Source organism: Bacillus sp. MMSF_3353 (assembly GCF_030733445.1).
GTDB classification, from domain to species: Bacteria; Bacillota; Bacilli; order Bacillales; family Bacillaceae_G; genus Bacillus_A; species Bacillus_A wiedmannii.
The window spans coordinates 19,784-42,701 of record NZ_JASHJA010000007.1 but is presented as its reverse complement, the minus strand read 5'-3'; the positions used below and the strand labels follow the sequence as shown (position 1 = coordinate 42,701).

Here is a 22,918-nt window from a genome sequence, read left to right as displayed (position 1 = left end):
AAGTAAATATTTAAAATGAATATATAATACATGCGAGAACGAGCGCAATTGGATAGGGGGCTTTCAAATGCATATGGACGAACGAATGAATTTGCAGGTAACTAGTCAGGCTCTTCAGGTAATGAATAACGGAATTGCTGTTATAAGTCATGATGGAATCATCACATATAGCAACAAACTATTCTGTAGCATGCTACAGAAAAAAGAAAATGAAATAATAGGTGAGCATATATCAACGATTATTCCTGATCGTAAAAAGTTAGTAGTGAATCAAAAGGATAGTTTGTACAGGTATGAATGTAGGAGTGGCAACCAAGTTTTAATTGTGAATGAATCCCATGTATATCGGAATGAGACAGAATACGGATCAATTGCCATTCTGGAAAGTAAGGGGAAAAGTATACAGTCTTTGGAAAGCATCATAAGTCGATATGAAAGTGCCCTAAATTTACTGTCTGAATGCATTCTAGGGGTAAATGAACAAGGAATTGTCAATTTTTTAAGTGGTTCTTATGCACAATTTTTAGGGATTGATGATCCGAAGGAAGCGATTGGTAAGCATTGTACGGAGGTTGTTGAGAATACGAGGATGCATATTATCGTAAAGACGGGACAGATGGAAATTGGGCATATCCAGCGTATAAGTAATCGGAATATAATCGCAACGCGCATACCTATCATCAAGGAAGGCAAGATTATTGGAGCAATTGGTAAAATTATGTTTCATGATATACAGCAGTTTAAAGCTTTGGGAGATCAAATTAGTGAAATGGAATCAAAGTTATCTTACTATCAAACTGAATTACAGCGGCTGCAAGAAAGGCGACTTTCCTTTCAAAGCATTATAGGAGAGAGTGCAAAAATGAAAGAAGTCAAAATGATGGCTTTAAAGGTTTCTAAAAGTCGGTCTACCGTTTTGATAAGAGGAGAAAGTGGTACAGGAAAAGAGCTCTTTGCACATGCGGTACATCGTGCAAGTCCGCGTGCTAGTGGCACATTTATTCGCTTGAATTGTGCTGCGATTCCGAGGGATCTTTTGGAGGCTGAATTGTTTGGATACGAAGAAGGGGCTTTTACAGGAGCAAAAAAAGGCGGTAAGCCTGGGAAGATTGAGTTAGCTCATAAGGGAACATTGTTTTTAGATGAAATTGGTGATATGTCATTGGACATGCAGGTGAAGTTGCTTCGTGTATTGCAAGAGAAAGAGATTGAAAGAATTGGAGGTACAAAAATTCAAAAGATTGATGTCCGTTTCATTGCGGCTACACATCGAAATCTCCGTGAAATGGTGCAAAGTGGGGAGTTCAGGGAGGATTTATATTATAGGCTGAATGTGTTTGAAATTGATATCCCTCCGTTGCGAGAGAGAAAAGAAGATATGATACATATAACGGAATTTTTAATTAAGAAATTGAATGGTGAGCTAGGTAGTAACGTTATTTCATTGGATGAGAGAGTAAGAGATTTATTTATGGAGCATGATTGGCCAGGGAATATTAGGGAGCTAGAGAATGTATTAGAACGAGCGATGAATGTTATAGAAGGAATGATTATTCAAGTGCATCATCTTCCTGCCTATTTACGAAAAAAAGATTTGGAAGAAGAGTTAATCCATGAAATATTTACGATGGGCCATGAGAACCATGAGATGAGTTATTTACTGAAGGCGGAAGTGGAATCCGCTGAAAAACGTGCGATTACGAGAGCTTTGGAAAAAACAGTTGGAAATGTAAAAGAGGCAGCCGAGCTTTTAGGAATTCATCGGGCCAGCTTATATCGAAAAATAGAGAAATACGAAATATCGTGAAGGAAAGTAAAGGGCAAATAGGCCCTTTTTTTGTTTGTAGTAATAAACACTGTCTCTTTTTTGCGACATTTTCTTATAGATGCGACATGGTTGCTAATGTTTGTAGCGCAAATGCGACATGTGAGGTTAGAAAAGTAAGGGAGATTACGAAGGAATAAGGGAATAGGTAATGAGTCGATTTTTGGCATGTTTCTTGCTATATAAATAAAAAAAGATTTTAGTAGGAAGGGGATGGAATTAAATGCTAGAAAATCATAGCTTACCGCATTTTATTATGCAAAGTATCGAAAAAACACCAAGTAAAGTATATTTACAATTTGAAGAACAAAGGGTTACATATGAGGAACTTTATCATCGAATTACAAGAGCTATAGCGGGGTTTTGTGAGCTCGGTATTCAAAAAGGAGACAAAGTTTGTATTATGCTTCATAACACTCCTGAATATCTGGATGTATGGTTTGCTTTATCTTTTATGGGAGCAATTGCGGTGCCTCTGAATGTGCATTTAAAAGGAGAAGGCTTGCAGTATATTATATCTCACTCTGATTGTAAGTTAATTATCGTTGATAAGGAATTTGTTCCTCAAATTGCCTCTTGTTTGTCATTTATACATAGGGACATTCAAATTGTTGCTTACGGAAAAAATGAAAGCGTAGTCATTGCAGGTGATGGCAAAGAGTGGTTAGTAATCGAATTGAAAGATGTACTAAATACAAATAATCATCACCTTCCAACTGCATTTGTTTCCTCCACTTCTATTAACAGTATCCTCTATACCTCTGGGACGACTGGTTTACCTAAAGGGGTTATGTTAAGTCATTCTGCTTATGTAAATTCTGCGCAGTCATTTGCCAACTATATGGTTGGCGCAAGTTCAAAAGATGTCTTATTTACAGCGCTTCCGTTATTTCATATAAACGCCCAGGCCCATACAGTACTTGGATCCATTTCTTCCAATGCTACGATTGCTCTAGGTAAGCGGTTTAGTGCTTCTAGATTTTGGTATGAAATTCGCAGTCATGGCGCAACCATTTTTAATTCTTTAGGATCTATGATTCCTATTCTCTGTAAGCAGCCGGAAAAGGAAGATGATAATGAAAATTTAGTAAGGGTGACAGCTTGTGCTGCTACGCCTAAGGAATTTTGGAAGCCGTTTGAGGAGAGGTTTGGCGTTCGGATTGTAGAAGGTTACGGATTAACGGAAACAACGGGTTTTTGTGTAACGAATCCATTGTATGCCAATAAGCCACCTTCTATAGGAAAACCATATTCTTACGTAGAGACGAAGATTGTTAATGAGGATGGAAATGAAGCACGGACTGGTGAAATTGGAGAGATTTTTATTCGTTCCTTACAGAGACAAGCATTCATGGAAGGTTATTATAAAATGTTTGATAAAACAGAGGAGGCAATGAAGGAGGGATGGTTCCATACAGGAGATCGAGGTTATCTAGATGAGGAGGGTTACTTATATTTTTGTGATCGAATTAAACAGTGTATCCGAAGACGTGGTGAAAATATCTCCTCTTGGGAAATCGAAAAAGTTGTGAATAATCACCCGAAAGTACTTGAATCGGCGGCCATCGGTGTCCCATCAGAAGTGGGAGAGGAGGATGTTAAATTATATGTGATTGTAAAGAAAGATGAAACGATGTCCCATGAAGAGATTATAGATTGGTGTCAAGAACGTATGGCTTATTTTATGGTACCTCGATATGTTCAGTTCAGTGAAACCTTCCCAAAAACAGCGACGGAACGGATCCAAAAGTTCAAGCTGAAGGAGGAAGGGATTGGTAGCGCTTGGGATCGCGAACAGGCCGGTTATGTAATTAAAAGAACGAGTTGATGTGCTGATTTTACTTTATTACATATTAGAAAGAAGGGATTGAATTGGAAAATAAGCGGGTTGTTACATGGTCCAAAGAAAATGGAGTCGCAACGATTATCATTGATAATCCTCCTGTGAATGTACTGAGCAGTGTTGTGATAGATCAACTGACGGTAGTAGTCGGTGAAATAGAACAGGATGATGAAGTAATTGTTGTACTTCTAACTGGAGCTGGAGAAAAGGCTTTCGTTGCAGGAGGAGACATTAAGTCGTTTCCGGAATGGATTGGAAAAGGGAGTGAATATGCAGAGGGAAAATCAATGTGGCTTCAGAATCCGTTAAATAAAATAGAAAGATTGCCCAAGCCTGTAATTGCTGCTATTAACGGATTAGCGCTTGGGGGCGGGTGTGAATTAGCTTTATCATGTGATTTACGGATTATAGAAGAACACGCCCAAATCGGGCTTCCAGAAGTGAAGTTAGGTTTGTTTCCAGGTGCAGGAGGAACGCAACGTTTACCGCGATTAATTGGAACTGCAAGTGCGAAAGAAATGATGTTTACTGGTGAACCACTCACTGCCGAAGTAGCTTGGCGAGTTGGTTTGGTGAATCATGTTGTTCCGCGTGGCGAATCGCTGAATAAGGCGAAGGAACTAGCTGTGAAGATGGCTCGGTTTTCTCTTCCTGCTTTATCCTTGATGAAGCAATCTATCAATAAGGGATTATCTGCTTCTCTTGAGGAAGGATTAAAAATAGAAGCTGAGAATTTCGGACATGTGTTTCAAACAAGTGATGTAAGAGAGGGAGTGGAGGCCTTTATAGAAAAGAGGGCACCAATCTTTCATCATAAATAAAAAGCTATAACTATAATATGCAAAAAAGTAATGCCTGCCTCCGGCAGGCATTACCAAAATATATACAAACAGAAAAGGATACAAAGTTAAAAAATCCATATTATTGAGGGGGATTGGGGTTATGGATTTATTGATTGTATTGTTAGCGCTTGGCTTGCTTATTTTTGTTGCTTACCGAGGATTCTCAGTCATTTTATTCGCTCCGTTATGTGCGTTGCTCGCTGTGTTTTTAACAGAACCGGCAAATGTTTTACCATTCTTTTCTAATGTTTTTATGGCGAAGATGGTCGGATTTATAAAATTATATTTTCCTGTCTTTTTGCTTGGAGCGATATTTGGTAAAGTGGTAGAAATCACTGGAATAGCAGAAAAAATCGCGAAAATTATTATCCGCTTTATAGGCGTGAAAAGAGCAATTCTTTCCATCGTATTAATGGGAGCGATTCTTACATACAGTGGTGTCAGTTTATTTGTCGCAGTATTTGCGATTTATCCATTTGCAGCGCAATTATTTCGTGAGGCGGATATTCCGAAACGTCTCATTCCTGCAACAATCGCATTCAGCGCATTTACGTTTTCGATGGATTCACTTCCTGGATCCCCTCAAATTCAAAATGTTATTCCAACTACGTTCTTTAAAACAGATATTTATGCCGCTCCTACATTAGGAATTATAGGAGCACTGTTTATCTTCATATGTGGTATGTTGTATTTGGAAAGATGTAGGAAGAAGGCTGCTGCTAAGGGGGAGGGGTACTTCGGAAAAGGCGATGCTACTTCTGAGATGGCTGCTACAACTAGCGCGCAATTGGTGCAAAATCCGATTGCTTCGGGCGATGTAATTCCAATTAGTTACTGGATAGCATTTCTTCCGCTTGTACTGGTTGGAGTGATGAATAAAGTCTTTACAGCATTCATTCCTGTTTGGTATACAAAGGGATTTGATTTTGCATCCATAGGTTTGAAGGAGTACGGAACAATTGATATGGGACAAGTTGTGGGGATTTGGTCAGTGGAAATGGCACTTCTTATCGGAATATTATCTGCTATATTATTAAACTTCCAAGCGGTAAAAGATCATTTTCAATCAATTACAAGCGTTGGTGTGAGTGGTTCAATCTTAGCAGCTATGAACACTGCAGCCGAGTATGGATTTGGTGCCGTTATAGCAGCTTTACCTGGATTTGTCATGATTCAAAACTATTTAACGGGGACTTTCTCAAATCCATTAATTAGCGGAGCGGTCATGACGAATATATTATGCGGGCTGACGGGATCAGGCTCGGGTGGAATGAGTATTACATTAGGTTTAATGGCTGAAAAATATATTGAAGCGGCAGCGAACTTTGATATTCCGTTAGATGTGCTGCATCGTGTAATTGCAATGGCGGCAGGAGGGATGGATACTTTACCTCATAACGGAGCAGTTATAACTTTACTTGCGGTTACAGGATTAACGCACCGGGAAGCTTATAAAGAGATATTTGGTATTACGATAATTAAGACCCTTGCCGTATTCTTCGTTGTTGGAGTGTATATGATGTTTTCTATTGTATAATAGGTAACTTGATCGTCAGTTAAAAAGAATGTATCTATCAATTAATTATGAATAATAGTAATCAGAAAAAGCCGTCATTCCATGAAATGATGGCTAAGAGAAAAAGGCAATACTACTAGTAGTATTGCCTTTTATTTAGTTAAATATATATACTCAAAACCTCCCTAGGCAATCCATCAATCTCACAAACTTTTTCAGAGGTAAAACCGACGTTTATTAAAATTTTGCGAGAGGGGATATTATTTGGATCAATAATTGCTTTTAGTACCTTTATATCTGTCTGCTTCGCTATATTCATTAGTTCCTTTGCAATCCTACTACTATACCTTTTTCCCCAGTGCTCTGGCAAAAGCATATAACCAATATCAGCCTCTTTAACATTATCCTCGTTTACCGTAACATGTCCAAGATTGATATACTCATTTGTAATAGAATCATATACTTTATAAGAGCCGAATAGTTGATGATTTTCATTGCGCTTTACCAGCCTTGTAAAGTCATTTTTCGCTTCATCTAACGGAATAGCGCGTTCGGTAATTTGCGCCATTACTTCTTTATTGAATACGAGTTGGAAATATAAATTAAAATCTGTTTCTTCAAATTTAGCTTTTGTATAATATTCCTCCAAACTAATTTTCATTTGTTCTTCAGAAAAAAGATAAATTAAATCGTAATTTCAATTTGATTACCTTCAGGATCGCTTATCACACTTTCGTAATAGCCATCTCCAGTGAAACGTGGTCCATTTAATAAAGGATAACCATCATTTTTTAATGTTGTAGTTAATTCATTTACACGTTCTTCACTACCGACAGAGAAAGCCATATGAGCATAGCCAGTTATGTTGGGGTTCGGCTCTTTTTCTATACCTTTTTTACGCATAATTTCAAGTCTTGCACCAGATTCGAACGTAATAAAATAAGATTCAAATTGTTTTGCTTTATTATGATATAAAGAGTTCGCTTTACCATTAAAGTACTTTGTATAAAAAGAACGCATTAATTCTAAATCATTTACCCATATTGCAATATGTTCTATTTTCATAGTTTTCACCAATCCTTACTTAACTAATTTGGCTTTCACTTTATAAAAATTGTTTTTGCATTGCAAGAATTTTGATTGGGTGTTAAAGGTGTTATTAATTTTTGGTTATTTGTGAGCATACAATATGTAATTAAGTAAAGGAGAAGCATAGTAATTAAAGAAAAAGGTGAATGAAGCATATGAATCCATTTGAGCAAATGATGTACGTTGGTGTCATTATGTCTATTGTACTATCTGTAATGATTTTAGGATCTTTATATTATAATCCTCGTCTTTCGTTAACTGAATATCCGAAAGATATTCAAAAGGTAGTTTTTCCAAAATCGATTCATGAAAAAAAGCAAACAATCTACTTTAATATTGCATATAATGCTATTCTTTTCGGTACGCCTGTCGTTTCTACATATATACTACATAAACATGAAAAATTATTATATGTTGATGCCTATTTACATACTTTTGGTATTTTAATGATTTTCAATTTAGTAGATTTGTTTATAATTGATTGGCTAATCTTTTGCTGGATTACCCCAAGATTTGTTGTTATTCCTAGTACAGAAGGCATGAAGGGATATAAAGATTATAAGTTTCATTTAAGAGGGGCTATAGTCGGCACAAAATTTTTAGCAATCGTAAGTTTGTTTTTGGCAGGAATTGTGACAACTATTTAGTATGAAGAGTTTATAGAAGATAGTGAGATTTATCCCGCGTTAACGGACAGTAAAACTCCCACCTCAAAATTCAGTTGGAGCAAAGAAGTTAGGTGGGAGATCAACTGTCCGTAAACGTCCGATTGGTTCAACTAATAATCATTGGGGGATGAACAAAACCCCCAATGATTAAAGTTTCACTTTATAATATATAGAATTAAAAATGAGAATTTGATAGTATTGGAGTAAGGATTTTTAATAGCAGTATATTAAGTCGTATTAATATACTGTTACAAATGCTTTCCTAATTTTATGGAAGTATTTGATAGAATTCAAAAAAATAATGGAGGCTAATATGAAAAAAATAATTGGCGCAGCAACAGCAACTGTTTTTGGATTGGGAGCATTTACTACAACTGCTACCGCAGAAACAATCGTAACAGCAGATGTACTCAACGTACGTGAAAAACCGACTACTGAATCAAAAGTTGTCAAAAAAGTAAAAGAAGGAGAAAAGTTAAAGGTTATACATACGGAAGAAGGATGGTCCAAAATTGATTTAAATGGTAAAGAAGTGTTTGTAAGTGCGGAGTTTACAAAAGATGTGTATTATGTAACAGCGAATTTGTTAAATGTCCGTTCTGATGCAAGTACAGAATCAGAAATACTTGGTAGACTAAAAACAAATGATGTAATTGAATCAACGCATCAAGTAAAAGACGGTTGGTTACAATTTGAGTATAAAGGAAAAACAGCTTATGTTAATGTTTCTTTCCTATCAAGTACAGCACCAGTTGAAAAAACAGCTAAAGAGAAAACGAAGCAAGTAGCGAAAGTATACAAAACAGCTAAAGCTAAGGATGAAGTTAAAGCACAAAAGATAGCAAAGCCTAAGGAAGAAGCGAAAGTACAAAAAGTAACAAAGCCTAAGGAAGAAGTGAAAGTACAAGAAGTAGTAAAGCCTAAGGAAGAAGTGAAAATACAAGAAGTAGTAAAGCCTAAGGAAGAAGTGAAGGTACAAGAAGTAGTAAAGCCAAAAGAAGAAGTGAAAGTACAAGAAGTAGTAAAGCCAAAAGAAGAAGCGAAAGTACAAGAAGTAGTAAAGCCAAAAGAAGAAGCGAAAGTACAAGAAGTAGTAAAGCCAAAAGAAGAAGTGAAAGTACAAGAAGTAGTAAAGCCAAAAGAAGAAGTGAAAGTACAAGAAGTAGTAAAGCCTAAAGAAGAAGTGAAAGTACAAGAAGTAGTAAAGCCAAAAGAAGAAGTGAAAGTACAAGAAGTAGTAAAGCCTAAGGAAGAAACGAAAGTACAAGAAATAGTAAAGCCTAAAGAAGACGTGAAAACCCAAGAAGAAGCAAAAGCTAAGGAAGAGGCCGAAGCAAGGGAAATAGCAAAGGCTAAAGAAGAAGAGAAAGCAAGAGAAATAGCAAAGGCTAAAGAAGAAGAGAAAGCAAGGGAAATAGCAAAGGCTAAAGAAGAAGAGAAAGCAAGGGAAATAGCAAAGGCTAAAGAAGAAGAGAAAGCAAAGGAAATAGCAAAAGCAAAAGAAGAAGAGAAAGCAAGAGAAATAGCAAAGGCTAAGGAAGAAGCAAAAGCAAGAGAAGAGTCTAAAAATAACATACAGTCTGCTAAACGTGAATTAACGGTAGTTGCGACAGCATATACTGCTGATCCAAGTGAAAATGGTACATATGGTGGACGTGTTTTAACTGCGATGGGGCATGATTTAACGGCTAATCCGAATATGAGAATTATCGCAGTAGATCCGAAAGTAATCCCATTAGGATCTAAAGTATGGGTAGAAGGTTATGGCGAAGCAATTGCTGGTGATACTGGAAGTGCTATTAAAGGAAATCGTATTGATGTTTTAATGGGCTCAAAAAGTAAAGCTATGAATTGGGGAAGACAAACTGTTAAAGTTAAAATCCTTTAATAAATAAAGTTATCTAGATAGAAGTCAGTTCTCTTTATTGAGACTGGCTTTTATTTTTGTATCGCAACATCAGTAAGAATCGCATTAAATATATCTTTTTGCGTGAATGTATCTGTAAAAATAGTTTCTCGAGCAACTTCAATTGTATCGTGCGGATTATACCATTTTTGTAGGGAACCCTCACCAAATTCATATCGTTTGTCCCTTGTGTTATGTCGTCGAATCGTTTCTTTTAATGATAAATCAAAGTAATATGTATATGCCTTTCCTTCAAAAAAATGTATTAACTCTTTTAGCATTTCACCGTATCTACGACTGTTTAAAATACCTTCTAAAATAACAAACTCACACTTTCCTTTTCCGTACTTCGTAATTTCAAATAGTAGATCATGAGATAAGTTCCCCATCGTATCATGTACGCTAAGCATATCTCTACGTACAACATCCTGCGATACTAAAAGTGTACCTTGTCCGAAATGTTCTTGTAGTTGCTTTGCGATTGTTGTTTTACCACTTGCGGAGTTTCCTCTAAGAATGATTAAAGTTGATTTAAGTATAGAATTAGACATAATGTATTCCTCCAACACGAATGATTATATAGAAAATTTTAACAAATGAAGTAAAGAAAGTGTATACTCAATATGATGGATATTTAAAGGAGGGGGCTAGATGGAAGATACATTAAAGAATACACACCCTATATAGAAACGGACATGGTTTCGTTATTTAGGGGCATTTATAATTGTTCAATTACTATTTATTATGTTTGAGAGTACAGGATGTGCACCAAACTTTAAACCTAGTGGGAAAATTTCAAATAGAATTTTACATTCCCAATTTTTCACGGAATGGTTCACTCCATATGAAATCCCTCATTTTAATGTGTTTACAGCTCTTTTTGCGATTACATTGTTACCATACGCACTAATAGGTGTAATGAAAGATTTCACAACAAGAAAAAATATAAATAATTAAAAAGAGGTATTATATGCTATTTCAAAAAGATAATATATCGATTAGATACGTAAAAGAAGAGGATGCACCAATCATTTCAAAATGGCTAACAGACCCAGAAGTCTTGCGGTATTACGAAGGACGCGATAATCCGCAATCTGTAGAAATGGTACTGAATCATTTTATACATAATCCAAATAGTCATGAAAAAAGATGTTTAATAGAGTTTGATGCTGTTCCAATTGGTTACATACAAATGTACCCAATTGATTCTGAGTGGAAAACATTATATGGCTATGAAGAATCACAAAATGTATGGGGAATGGATCAATTTATCGGAGAGCCGACTTATTGGGGAAAAGGAATTGGAACGAAACTCGTTCAGGCAGCAATTACATATATTATGGAGAACACGAGAGCAGAAGCAATCGCAATGGATCCGAAAGTAAATAATGAACGTGCGATAAAATGTTATGAAAAATGCGGCTTTAAAAAAGTGAAGATATTAAAGGAACATGAGCTGCATGAGGGGAAATTAGAAGATTGTTGGATGATAGAATACAAACAAAGGGAGCTGCGCGAAATGAAAAAAGCTTTATTAGTAATTGATGTGCAAGCAGGTATGTATACAGCGGGAATGCCAGTACATAACGGGGAAAAGTTTTTAGAAATATTGCAAGAGCTTATTGGGGAATGTCGTTCTAATGATATTCCAGTTATTTATGTACAACATAACGGACCAAAAGATCATCCGTTAGAAAAAGGTACAGAGGGCTGGAAAGTGCATGAGGCGATTGCTCCGCAAAAAGGGGATCGTATCGTTGAAAAGACGACGCCAGATTCTTTCCATAAGACAAACTTAAACGAAGTATTACAAGAAAAAGGCATTGAACACGTTATTATTTCAGGAATGCAAACAGAGTACTGTGTGGATACGACAACGCGAAGAGCGTTTAGTGAAGGTTATAAAGTAACGTTAGTGAGTGATGCACATAGTACGTTTCATACAGACGTGTTACGTGCGGAAGACATTGTAAAGCATCATAATGTAGTGTTTGGAGCGTTTGCTAATGTTGTTGCGTTAAAAGATTTGAAAGTGACTGCCTCTAAATAAGAGGCAGTTTTTTATTATAAGATATATTAAAAAAATTGTTCGTATAATTTCACATACCATAATGAAAATACACAAAAGGAGCACCACATAATTAAAAGAGGCGCTCCTGCATCAAAATGTTACTTCTTCTTATCTTTATCCAACACATTCTGCTCTTCAGCAAATTCCGTACCATATGCAAAGCGGCGATTAATATGAATGTTATCATTGTTGTGCCTTGTGTGTGAGTGAGAGAAGCGATGAACGATTACTTCAGATAATGTAAAGACAGTAGCGGAAAGGAAACTCCCCCATGCAATTTGCATGTAATTGTCTAATAAAATATTACCGAAAATCCATACGCTTAAATACGTTAGTAAGAAATCCGACATAATGGCACCGGTATTACCTATTCGGTTTAATATGATTTTATCGACGAACATATAGGAAACGATTGTAACAAAGAGACTAAATGAAATAATTTGGACGAACGTTGCAGGGAAAAATAAAGCGAGTCCAATACTAAATGCGATAATGCACGATATAAATTTGATAAGTACTACAGTAAAACCATTCAATATTTACACCTCCGATTTATACATAGTTTTACAATAAATTTAGGAGTTCATACATTGTAACGAATATATTTACATAAAACTTTTTCATGTTCGTTTTTTGTCTAAATATTAAAAAAACAAAGAAAAAATGTTATAGTAAAATGAGAGTATATGACATTTTTAGGTAAGGGGGAATCCATGATGTGGATTACTTCAGAAGTAGAAATTCCAGAGGAGTTAATTGATCATCTTGAACAAGGAAAGTTAGTACTATTTGTTGGAGCGGGAGTTTCTATGAAAGGGAAATCAAACTTACCGAATTTTGATGATCTAGTTGATGAGATTGCGAAAACGTTATATGTAGAAACGCGTGAAATAACAGAACCTCATGATTATTATCTTGGTAAAATTGCGAAAACAAAAGATATACATCAAGTTGCAAGAGATTTAGTTCATATTGAAAAATCAAAGCCGAATCCGCTTCATTATGCGATTCCGAGGTTGTTTCCTTTAGATACGGAAGTCCGCATTGTCACGACAAATTTTGATCGGCATTTTACAACTGCGATGAAAGAAATGAATAGAGAATTAAACGTATATTACGCACCTGCGTTACCTACAGGTAGAGCGTTTAAAGGACTCGCTTACATACATGGCAATATAGAACAAGAGAAAGAAGCTTTAATTTTAACAGATGGTGATTTTGGAAGGGCTTACTTGACCGAAGGCTGGGCAAGAAGGTTTTTAGTTGATTTATTCTCGAATTATACTGTTTTATTCGTTGGATATAGCCATAATGACCCAGTAATGAAATATTTGGCTACTGGTTTACCGCCAAGTACAAGGCGTTATGCATTTGTTGCACAAGGGGAAAATACGTACCATTGGGAGCATTTAGGAATACGGCCGATTGTATACCCGAATAAAGGTAATAATCATCAATCTCTTGTTAAAGCAGTGAAGCGATGGGCAGAATTAATGGGAGATAATTATATTACAAAACGAATGCGAATTCGTGACATAGTAACAGTTCCACCGTCAGTAGAGCAGGAACAATTATCATACATAAAACAATCCATAAAAAAAATTGAAACAGTCCGCTACTTTGTTGAATTTGCTCATGATTATGAATGGGTGGAATGGCTTGAAGCAGAAGGGAAATTACAAAATTTATTTTTAGTTACATCAAACGATAATGAGGTAGATGAATTACTTGCAGAATGGTTGGTGGAACAATTTCTTTTTAGTCATCAAAAAGAATTATTTCAATTAATTTTTAAAAATCATTCTAAAATATCTCCGTTATTATGGAGAACAATTTGTAGCTACTTAAACGAAACGAAAATTAAAATGGACCCGTTGTTGTTTGCAAGATGGACACTTCTTTTATTAGAAACAGCTGAAAAAGATAGTAAATCTATTGAAAAAATTTCTTGCTTACTGCAAAAATGTTCTTTTCCTGAGCATAAAGAAATTGCTTTATTATTACTAACGTTTATTTTGGACGGAAAACTGAAATTGAAGCGGGAAAGAAAATGGGGAAATGATACGCAAGAATCAATAGAACTTGAGGAATCGAGTCGTTTACCAGTGTCTACATTTTCTTATGTGGAGCAAATTTGGAATGAGAAGATGAAACCTCATATTTCCTATTACGCCGTACCAATTATGATGATGGGAATAGAGAAGATGCGAATGTTATCACTACGACAAACGGCACTGAAAAAAAAGGATAAGGAAAATGTTGAAAAAGAGTTTCAGCAAAATGATCTTGCATTTTTAATTCAAATTGTAAAAGAGTGTTTAGCCTATTTGTGTGAAAAAAATGAAAAAAAAGCAAATTATTATATTACAGAAATGATAGAAGCAAACAGCATGCTTCAGAACCGAATTGCAATTGATGCGATGAATAAAAATATATTCGTTAGCGCCGATGCCAAAATGAAATGGTTGTTACAGGAAGGACTTCTTTTAGATGTCACGTATAAACACGAAGTTTTTCAACTTATAAAAAATCATTTCGCACTCTCTTTGGAAAAAACAAAGGAAGTGGTTATTCAAATTGTATTGAAGGACCTTGCAGAGGAGAGAGCATTTGATGCTTGTTTAGTTTTAGATTTATTATTCACTTGTGATTCGAATAGTCCATCTACAGCAAAAGGTTATGAGTTAATGAAGCAAAAACATCCTCACTTTCATTCTGATCGATATAGTGTACAAAAGAAAGAGACGGCAGATCAAAGTATTACTTGTAATGTAACTGCTGATGGATTATTGCAGTTGAAAGACGATGAAATTATGAAGCAAGTTCGTCAATTTTCTCAAGATGGTGTTTTTGAACAACGCCATTTTTTAGAGATGTTATCGAAAGCATGTAAGTTGGATACAGAATGGAGTATTTCATTTGCCTATCAATTAGTTGGTATGCACGAAATAAGTAATGAAGTATGGTTTGTTTGTATTAGAGAGTGGCGAAATAACCGAGGATTGACAAATGAACAAATCCAAAAAGTAATTCCGCTATTACAGAAATTTGTTAGAAATACTTCTTTTCATTGGTTAATTAGTAGCTTTCTATATGAGATTAGTAATCGATTAGAAGAGTTAGAGGAAAATAGTATACGCAGTGTGAAACGTTTTGCTTTTTCGGTATTCCCTCAAGTAATGAAAAGTGATATAGATTTTAAGCTTGGAAAACAAGACTTTTACAATGAATCGATCCAGCATCCTGTTGGGAAAATGACAGCTGTATTATTAAAACTGTTATCATATGATCATTTATACGATCGTAATGTATATGAATATTTATTTTTATTTGAAGAACAAGTAAGAGTTAGTAAAGTACGGACAAACTTTATGTTAGCTCGTTTAGTAGCAGATGTTACATTTCTTTATCATATTGAGAAGCAATGGTGCCGAAAATATTTGTTGCCATGCTTAGATTTAAAGAAAGAAAATGAGATTACGAAATATGCATGGGCAGGCTTATGTTACACGCAAATCAATTTACCTTTATTTACAGAAATGAAACGATTTATTAAGTATGCAGTAGAACATTTGGAAGTATTACATCCGCATACGAGGGAAGCTTTCTTGAAATGGCTCAGTTTTGTATTTATTAAATGTGTACTGTATTGGGAGCAAAAAACAGATTGGTTATACCCGTTACTTATACAAGAAAATGAAGAAAATAAAATTAAATTTATGCAGTTTTTATGCTATTACGTCAAAACGTTAAGTGCAAAAGAACAACAAAAATTTTGGGCATCTTGGCTCGGTGTATTTTTGCGAGAGCGACCGAAAATGGGTGAAATCACAGCTAGAGAATATGTAATGCTTTTGCGTATTATTTTATTTATGGATGAAATAGTAGAAAGAGGATTATCTATAATAAAAACATTTTCAGGTTTGGTTGGAAAAGGGAATCAAACGGAGTTAAAACAGTTGTTTAATGAAATACTTGAAAAGACAGAGAGTATAAAAATGTATAAAGAATTGTATGCAAATGTATTTTTCACTTTACTACAAACGCTTCAAGAAGCCGATTTACTTGAAACTGAAATTATTCAAATAAAAGAAATATTAATCCAGTATGGAGTAGAAAAATATGTATTAAATGCAATAGATAATGAGATAATTCGCATCGGAATTGTTATGGAGAATTTACAAGAAGAAATGTAGGGCGGAAGTGGAATTTTAAAAAAAATATAAAAAGTTGTTGACAGTGTTTTGAAAAGCGTTCTATAATACGAATCATACTTATTCAATTTCAAAAACATTTGAATAAACAAAGTGCAATGAAGAGATCACAGTAGTGGTTAGTCTTACTGTAACAGAGAGCTGGTGGTTGGTGTGAACCAGTACAGGGATAATCATGAATTACAGTCTTGGAGCATCTTTTTCGTAGTAAAGATAGTATTGTCTTTATGAAGAAAAAGCGGTCAATTGATCGTTAACAGTGAAGAGAGGTAGACGGAAAGTTAGTCTACAACTAGGGTGGTACCGCGATAAATATCGTCCCTACTGATTTATTCAGTAGGGACTTTTTGTATTTTAGTGGTCTAACTTGAAAATTAAATATATATGCGTTGAAAGGAAAAGCAGTAGTTGTTGTTTCCCTGTAACAGAGAGCTGGTGGTTGGTGCGAACCAGTACAAAAACAAGAGCGAATTACAGTCCTAGAGCATCTTTTTCGTAGTAAAGATAGTATTGTCTTTATGAAGGGAAAGACGGTCAGATGATCGTTAACAATGAAGAGAGGTAGACGAAATAAGTCTACAACTAGGGTGGTACCGCGATAAATATCGTCCCTACTGATTGAATCAGTAGGGATTTTTTGTACAAAAAAGTGGGTTTTGATTGAGTTGATAGTGTCCTTATAGTAAGTATTCGTTTAAAATAAGAAGAGGTATCGATTCCACTTAAATTTTGTATAATTTATCAGTTCAGAAAATAGAGAATTTTTCATTCTCTTACTATACTTTTAAAACATTAGAGGAGGATTTCCAAATGGCAAATCATGAATTAGATCAATTACGTAAACAGGTAGATGAAATTAACTTACAACTATTACACCTTTTAAACAAACGTGGTGAAATCGTTCAAAAAATTGGGGAGCAAAAGCAAGTACAAGGTACGAAACGTTTTGATCCAGTACGTGAGCGTGAAGTACTTGATATGATCGCAGAGCATAACGAAGGACCATTCGAAACGTCAACAGTTCAACACATTTTCAAAACAATCTTCAAAGCTAGCTTAGAATTACAAGAAGATGATAACCGTAAAGCATTACTAGTATCACGTAAAAAGAAACAAGAAAATACAATCGTTAATGTAAAAGGTGAATTGATTGGAAACGGAACACAAACGTTCATCATGGGACCTTGTGCGGTAGAAAGCTTAGAGCAAGTTCGCCAAGTAGGGCAAGCGATGAAAGACCAAGGTCTAAAATTAATGCGCGGTGGTGCTTTCAAACCAAGAACATCTCCATACGATTTCCAAGGTTTAGGAGTAGAAGGATTACAAATTTTACGCCAAGTAGCAGATGAGTTCGACTTAGCGATCATTAGTGAAATCTTAAATCCGAACGATGTTGAAATGGCGCTAGACTACGTTGATGTAATTCAAGTCGGTGCACGTAACATGCAAAACTTCGATTTATTACGAGCTGTAGGTAAAGTTAACAAGCCAGTATTATTAAAACGTGGATTAGCAGCAACAATTGATGAGTTCATTAACGCAGCTGAGTACATCATTGCACAAGGTAACGACCAAATTATTCTATGTGAGCGTGGTATCCGCACATACGAAAGAGCGACACGTAACACATTAGACATTTCAGCAGTACCGATTTTAAAGAAAGAAACACATTTACCAGTAATCGTTGACGTAACGCATTCAACTGGACGCAGAGATTTATTATTACCAACAGCGAAAGCAGCACTTGCAATTGGCGCAGATGCAGTAATGGCTGAAGTACACCCAGACCCAGCGGTTGCATTATCAGATTCTGCACAACAAATGGATATTCCAGAATTCCATAGATTCATGGATGAGTTAAAAGGTTTCAAAAATAAATTATCTTAATTCCATATCATATATGCGCTGAAGAGGAAACAGTAGTGCTTATCTCACTGTTAAAGAGAGCTGATGGTCGGTGTGAATCAGTACAAAGATAAGCATGAATTACAGCCTTGGAGCATCTTTTCCGCCAACTTTTGGAGGGAAAGACGGTCAAACGATCGTTACAGAAGAAGAGAGGTAGACGATAGTTGTCTACAACTAGGGTGGTACCGCGATAAACATCGTCCCTACTGAGCGCTCAGTAGGGACTTTTTTGTACAAAAAAATAGTAAAGGGGCAAGAGAAATGAGATACATTACAGCTGGAGAATCACATGGACCGCAGTTAACAGTTATTTTAGAAGGTGTACCAGCAGGTTTAACATTAACATCGGAACATATTAATAAAGAATTATTAAGAAGACAAAAAGGGCACGGACGCGGAAGACGCATGCAAATAGAAACTGATACAGTTGAAATTGTAAGTGGTGTTCGTCATGGGATGACACTTGGCTCACCAATAACGTTAATCGTTAAAAATGATGATTTCAAACATTGGACGAAAGTAATGGGTGCAGAGCCAATTTCGGAAAAAGAAAGTAAAGATATGAAACGTACAATTACAAAACCACGTCCAGGACATGCAGATTTAAACGGTGCAATTAAATATGGACATCGTGATATAAGAAACGTATTAGAGCGCTCATCTGCAAGAGAAACGACAGTTCGTGTAGCTGCTGGTGCAGTTGCGAAACAAATTTTGAAAGAATTAGGCGTAGAAATTGCAGGGCATGTTCTTGAAATTGGTGGGGTACAAGCGAAACGAATTTCAAACTTACCAATAGAAGAAATTCAAACGATTACTGAAAATTCACCAGTTCGATGTTTAGATAAAGAAGTAGAACAAGAGATGATGGATGCGATAGATAACGCTAAAAGTAGTGGGGATTCAATCGGCGGTATTGTTGAAGTCATTGCAGAAGGTATGCCAATTGGTGTTGGTAGTTACGTTCATTACGATCGTAAATTAGATGCAAAACTTGCTGGTGCAATTATGAGTATTAATGCATTTAAAGGTGCTGAAATTGGCGTTGGTTTTGAAGCAGCAAGACAGCCAGGAAGTAAAGTACACGATGAAATATTATGGGATGAAGAAAATGGATACACGAGAAAAACGAATAATGCCGGCGGTTTAGAAGGCGGTATGACAACAGGAATGCCAATTGTCGTAAGAGGTGTTATGAAGCCAATACCTACATTATACAAACCGTTAGCAAGCGTTGATATTGATACGAAAGAAGCATTCCAAGCGAGTATTGAAAGATCTGATAGTTGTGCAGTACCAGCAGCAGGTGTAGTAGCTGAATCTGTTATAGCATGGGAACTTGCACATGCACTAGTCGAACAATTCGGAAAAGATCGTATGGATTTAATTCAGCAAAACATTACGCAACATAATAAATACGCAAAAGAATTTTAATAAAAAGGTGGTTTTAACATGCAAGTAAAAGATCAACTATCATCATTACAACCATATAAACCAGGTAAATCACCTGAACAAATGAAAGAAGTGTACGGAGATCATTTATTTGTGAAATTAGCATCAAATGAAAATCCATTCGGCTGCTCACCACGTGTTTTAGATGAGTTGCAAAAATCGTGGTTGGAACATGCTTTATATCCTGACGGAGGTGCTATAGCGCTTCGTCAAACAATTGCAAATAAGTTACATGTTCAAATGGAACAAATACTTTGCGGTAGTGGTTTAGATGAAGTCATTCAAATAATAAGCCGTGCAGTACTTAGAGCAGGAGATAACATCGTAACGGCTGGTGCAACATTCCCGCAGTACCGTCATCATGCAATTATTGAAGGTTGTGAAGTGAAAGAAATCCCTTTAAATAACGGTGTATACGATTTAGACGAAATTTCGTCAGCAATAAATAATAATACGAAAATCGTATGGATTTGTAATCCGAACAACCCGACAGGCACATATGTGAATGATCGAAAATTGACTCAATTTATTGAAGGTATTAGTGAAAATACGTTAGTTGTCATTGATGAAGCGTACTATGAATACGTAACAGCAAAGGATTTCCCAGAGACATTACCGCTTTTAGAAAAACATAAAAACATTCTTGTACTTAGAACATTTTCTAAAGCGTACGGATTAGCTTCTTTCCGCGTTGGATATGCAATTGGACAGGAAGAGCTAATCGAGAAATTAAATGTCGTACGTTTGCCATTTAACGTATCTTCATTAGCGCAAAAAGCAGCAACGATTGCTTTTGGTGATGACGAGTTTATTGAGGAAATAGTTCGTGTGAATACAGAGGGATTACAACAATACGAAAGCTTTTGTAAGGAAAATGAAATTTCGTTTTATCCATCGCAAACAAATTTCATCTTCTTGCCAGTTGAGAATGCTGGGGAGATTTATGAAGCTTGTGCACACGCAGGATTTATTATTCGTCCGTTCCCAAATGGTGTCCGTATTACAGTCGGAACAAGGGAGCAAAATGAAGGAGTGATTTCAGTGTTAAAACAACACTTTGAAAATAAAAAAAGAAAGTCTCGAGATGAGGAAAATGCGTAAAAAGGTAGTTTTAATTGGAACTGGTTTAATCGGAGGCTCTCTCGCATTAGCAATTAAGAAAGAGCACGATGTAACGATAACAGGTTATGATATATTTCAAGAACAAGTAGAGCGTGCAAAAGAATTACATGTAGTAGATGAAGTAGCAGTAGATTTACAGCATGCATGTGAAGAGGCGCATTTAATTGTGTTTGCTTCTCCAGTTGAAGAAACGAAGAAGTTATTACACAAATTAGCGTCATTTCATTTACGAGAAGATGTTATTGTAACAGATGTTGGTAGTACAAAAGGGACGATCATGAATGAAGCGGAAGCTTTATTTTCAAAGGAAGTTTCTTTTATTGGTGGACATCCGATGGCAGGTTCTCATAAAACGGGAGTTGAAAGTGCAAAAGCACATTTATTTGAAAATGCATTTTATATTTTAACGCCGATGAATCATGTGCCAAATGAACATGTGGAAGAACTAAAACGTTGGTTACAAGGAACAGGGTCTCATTTTCTCGTTCTAAATACGGAGGAACATGATTATGTAACAGGGATCGTTAGTCATTTTCCGCATCTTATCGCAGCTGGATTAGTAAAGCAAGTGGAGAAACATGCAGGAGATAATCCGCTCATTCATCAATTAGCTGCCGGAGGGTTTAAAGACATTACACGTATCGCATCTAGTAGCCCAAAAATGTGGAGTGATATTGTTAAGCAAAATCGCGAGCATTTAATGGTATTATTAAAAGAGTGGATCTCTGAAATGGAAGATTTATATGATACAGTTTCTACCGGAGATGCAGGCGAGATTCAAAACTATTTTGCAGACGCGAAAGAATACCGTGACTCTTTACCAGTACGAAAGAGAGGGGCAATTCCTGCCTATCACGACTTATACGTCGATGTTTTAGATAAAGTAGGGGCATTGGCTCATATTACGAGTATTTTGGCATGTGAAGAAATTAGTATTACGAACTTGCAAATATTAGAAGCACGTGAAGGGTTGCTTGGGGTATTACGTATTAGCTTCCAAAGAGAAGAAGATCGTATGAAAGCAAAGCTAGCGCTTAGAGAAGAAAAATACCAAACTTATGAAACAATTTAAATGAGAAGGTGAAAACATGAAGGAAAGAACAATAGAACCTGTTAATAACGGATTAAATGGTATTATTACAATTCCAGGAGATAAATCCATTTCACACCGCGCTGTCATGTTCGGCGCGATTGCAGAAGGAAAAACAACAATTAAAGGTTTCTTGCCCGGTGCAGACTGTTTAAGTACAATTTCTTGCTTTAAAGAAATGGGAGTAGAAATCGTGCAAAATGGTGATGAAGTCACTGTAGTTGGTAAAGGATTAGAAGGCTTACAAGAACCGAAAGCTGTATTAGATGTTGGTAATTCTGGTACAACAATACGTTTAATGTCAGGAATTTTGGCAAATACACCATTTTTCTCTTGCGTACAAGGTGATGCATCTATCGCAAAAAGACCGATGAAACGTGTTACAAATCCATTAAAACAAATGGGTGCAAACATTGATGGCCGCGAAGAAGGGACGTTTACACCGTTAACAATACGTGGTGGAGATTTAAAAGCAATTGAATACACTTCACCTGTAGCAAGTGCGCAAGTAAAGTCAGCTATTTTACTTGCAGGTCTTCGTGCAGAAGGTGTAACAGCTGTTACAGAACCACATATTTCACGTGATCATACGGAAAGAATGCTTGAAGCATTTGGTGTTAACGTAACTCGCGAGGGAAAAACAGTGAAACTTGCAGGTGGACAGAAGTTAACAGCGACAGACGTTCAAGTACCAGGTGACGTATCATCAGCAGCATTTTTCTTAGTAGCAGGTGCAATTATTCCAAATAGTAAACTAGTATTACAAAATGTAGGAATGAACCCAACTCGTACAGGTATTATTGATGTTTTAGAGAAAATGGGTGCTACTTTTACTGTAGAGCCAATTAACGAAGGAGCATCAGAACCAGCTGCAAATATTACAATTGAAACATCTTCATTAAAAGGAATCGAAATTGGCGGAGATATTATCCCAAGATTAATCGATGAAATTCCTGTTATCGCCTTAGCGGCAACGCAAGCAGAAGGAATTACAGTAATTAAAGATGCGCACGAATTAAAAGTAAAAGAAACGAACCGTATTGATACAGTCGTTGCGGAGTTAACGAAACTAGGAGCGCGCATAGAAGCAACTGATGACGGGATGATTATTTACGGGAAATCAGCACTAAAAGGCAATACAGTAAATAGTTACGGTGATCACCGCATCGGAATGATGCTTGCAATTGCCGGCTGTCTAGCAGAAGGAAAAACAACAATTGAAGACGCAGAAGCAGTAGGCGTATCATATCCTACATTCTTCGAAGAACTTCAAAAGTTAGCCAAATAAAGTAATAAAAAGCAGATACGGGATGTATCTGCTTTTTATATTGGATTCGTGTCGTTAAGTCCATATAATTTCATTCACCGCACT

17 protein-coding genes, 2 pseudogenes and 3 other annotated features are annotated in these 22,918 nt (G+C 36.1%); of the genes and pseudogenes, 15 read left to right on the top strand and 4 right to left on the bottom strand.

What is annotated here, in order from left to right:
- The first annotated feature begins 67 nt into the window (after positions 1 to 67).
- The 4 genes from RBB48_RS16950 to RBB48_RS16935 all read left to right on the top strand — a co-directional run bounded on the left by RBB48_RS16950 (position 68) and on the right by RBB48_RS16935 (position 6,047).
- The gene (locus tag RBB48_RS16950) at positions 68 to 1,807 is read left to right on the top strand and encodes a sigma 54-interacting transcriptional regulator (protein WP_088609156.1); all 1,740 of its coding nucleotides are present in this window, start codon (positions 68 to 70) and stop codon (positions 1,805 to 1,807) included.
- Between the two features lie 241 nt (positions 1,808 to 2,048).
- The gene (locus tag RBB48_RS16945; protein ID WP_088063788.1) at positions 2,049 to 3,653 is read left to right on the top strand and encodes an ATP-dependent acyl-CoA ligase; all 1,605 of its coding nucleotides are present in this window, start codon (positions 2,049 to 2,051) and stop codon (positions 3,651 to 3,653) included.
- Positions 3,654 to 3,697: 44 nt separating this feature from the next.
- Positions 3,698 to 4,489, top strand: coding sequence for an enoyl-CoA hydratase (locus tag RBB48_RS16940; RefSeq protein ID WP_088063787.1), 792 nt, complete (start codon positions 3,698 to 3,700; stop codon positions 4,487 to 4,489).
- A 121-nt stretch (positions 4,490 to 4,610) separates the two neighbouring features.
- Complete coding sequence (locus RBB48_RS16935) at positions 4,611 to 6,047, top strand: GntP family permease (protein ID WP_088063786.1); 1,437 nt, start codon at positions 4,611 to 4,613, stop codon at positions 6,045 to 6,047.
- Between the two features lie 139 nt (positions 6,048 to 6,186).
- On the opposite strand, the gene RBB48_RS16930 is transcribed toward RBB48_RS16935, so the two are convergent.
- The gene (locus tag RBB48_RS16930) at positions 6,187 to 6,687 is read right to left on the bottom strand and encodes a GNAT family N-acetyltransferase (RefSeq protein ID WP_371878385.1); all 501 of its coding nucleotides are present in this window, start codon (positions 6,685 to 6,687) and stop codon (positions 6,187 to 6,189) included.
- Between the two features lie 23 nt (positions 6,688 to 6,710).
- Positions 6,711 to 7,091 carry a VOC family protein gene (locus tag RBB48_RS16925; protein ID WP_060487169.1) on the bottom strand — a complete coding sequence of 127 codons (381 nt, stop codon included), beginning with the start codon at positions 7,089 to 7,091 and terminating at the stop codon, positions 6,711 to 6,713.
- A 179-nt stretch (positions 7,092 to 7,270) separates the two neighbouring features.
- Here RBB48_RS16925 and RBB48_RS16920 point away from each other — a divergent pair, with 179 nt between their 5' ends.
- The gene (locus RBB48_RS16920; protein ID WP_075307578.1) at positions 7,271 to 7,762 is read left to right on the top strand and encodes a nitroreductase; all 492 of its coding nucleotides are present in this window, start codon (positions 7,271 to 7,273) and stop codon (positions 7,760 to 7,762) included.
- Between the two features lie 334 nt (positions 7,763 to 8,096).
- A complete protein-coding gene (gene entB / locus RBB48_RS16915) occupies positions 8,097 to 9,671 on the top strand; it encodes a cell wall-binding protein EntB (protein ID WP_306007870.1) in 1,575 nt (524 codons plus the stop codon).
- Positions 9,672 to 9,721: 50 nt separating this feature from the next.
- Here the strand turns inward: entB and RBB48_RS16910 are convergent, their stop codons facing one another.
- Positions 9,722 to 10,240 carry a kinase gene (locus tag RBB48_RS16910; RefSeq protein ID WP_088122419.1) on the bottom strand — a complete coding sequence of 173 codons (519 nt, stop codon included), beginning with the start codon at positions 10,238 to 10,240 and terminating at the stop codon, positions 9,722 to 9,724.
- 100 nt (positions 10,241 to 10,340) lie between these two features.
- Between RBB48_RS16910 and RBB48_RS16905 the strand changes: the two are divergent.
- From RBB48_RS16905 to RBB48_RS16895, 3 genes and pseudogenes are all read left to right on the top strand, one after another.
- Positions 10,341 to 10,646: pseudogene (locus RBB48_RS16905) on the top strand (YfzA family protein).
- A gap of 13 nt (positions 10,647 to 10,659) precedes the next feature.
- Positions 10,660 to 11,193 (top strand): annotated as a pseudogene (locus RBB48_RS16900) (GNAT family N-acetyltransferase); the annotation flags it as partial.
- A 15-nt stretch (positions 11,194 to 11,208) separates the two neighbouring features.
- Complete coding sequence (locus RBB48_RS16895; RefSeq protein WP_033662720.1) at positions 11,209 to 11,739, top strand: cysteine hydrolase family protein; 531 nt, start codon at positions 11,209 to 11,211, stop codon at positions 11,737 to 11,739.
- A gap of 119 nt (positions 11,740 to 11,858) precedes the next feature.
- Here the strand turns inward: RBB48_RS16895 and RBB48_RS16890 are convergent, their stop codons facing one another.
- Entirely contained in the window at positions 11,859 to 12,296 is a 438-nt protein-coding gene (locus tag RBB48_RS16890) for a YndM family protein (protein WP_060487163.1), read from the bottom strand.
- Positions 12,297 to 12,476: 180 nt separating this feature from the next.
- Here RBB48_RS16890 and RBB48_RS16885 point away from each other — a divergent pair, with 180 nt between their 5' ends.
- The 6 genes from RBB48_RS16885 (at position 12,477) to aroA (ending at position 22,834) form a co-directional block, all read left to right on the top strand.
- On the top strand, positions 12,477 to 15,956 hold the full coding sequence (locus tag RBB48_RS16885; protein ID WP_306007920.1) for a DUF4020 domain-containing protein: 3,480 nt from the start codon (positions 12,477 to 12,479) through the stop codon (positions 15,954 to 15,956).
- Between the two features lie 107 nt (positions 15,957 to 16,063).
- Positions 16,064 to 16,300: a binding site (T-box leader), on the top strand.
- A gap of 54 nt (positions 16,301 to 16,354) precedes the next feature.
- Positions 16,355 to 16,590 (top strand) — a binding site (T-box leader).
- A 194-nt stretch (positions 16,591 to 16,784) separates the two neighbouring features.
- Entirely contained in the window at positions 16,785 to 17,861 is a 1,077-nt protein-coding gene (locus RBB48_RS16880) for a bifunctional 3-deoxy-7-phosphoheptulonate synthase/chorismate mutase (RefSeq protein WP_001273578.1), read from the top strand.
- Positions 17,862 to 17,870: 9 nt separating this feature from the next.
- Positions 17,871 to 18,090, top strand: a binding site (T-box leader).
- A 53-nt stretch (positions 18,091 to 18,143) separates the two neighbouring features.
- Complete coding sequence (gene aroC / locus RBB48_RS16875) at positions 18,144 to 19,316, top strand: chorismate synthase (protein ID WP_061673330.1); 1,173 nt, start codon at positions 18,144 to 18,146, stop codon at positions 19,314 to 19,316.
- A gap of 18 nt (positions 19,317 to 19,334) precedes the next feature.
- Positions 19,335 to 20,435, top strand: a complete 1,101-nt coding sequence (gene hisC / locus RBB48_RS16870) for a histidinol-phosphate transaminase (RefSeq protein WP_097908403.1) — start codon at positions 19,335 to 19,337, stop codon at positions 20,433 to 20,435.
- The gene (gene tyrA / locus RBB48_RS16865; protein WP_306007869.1) at positions 20,428 to 21,528 is read left to right on the top strand and encodes a prephenate dehydrogenase; all 1,101 of its coding nucleotides are present in this window, start codon (positions 20,428 to 20,430) and stop codon (positions 21,526 to 21,528) included. The genes hisC and tyrA overlap by 8 nt, the downstream gene beginning before the upstream one ends.
- 16 nt (positions 21,529 to 21,544) lie before the next feature.
- Positions 21,545 to 22,834, top strand: coding sequence for a 3-phosphoshikimate 1-carboxyvinyltransferase (gene aroA / locus RBB48_RS16860; protein ID WP_000664597.1), 1,290 nt, complete (start codon positions 21,545 to 21,547; stop codon positions 22,832 to 22,834).
- The last annotated feature ends 84 nt before the right edge of the window (positions 22,835 to 22,918 follow it).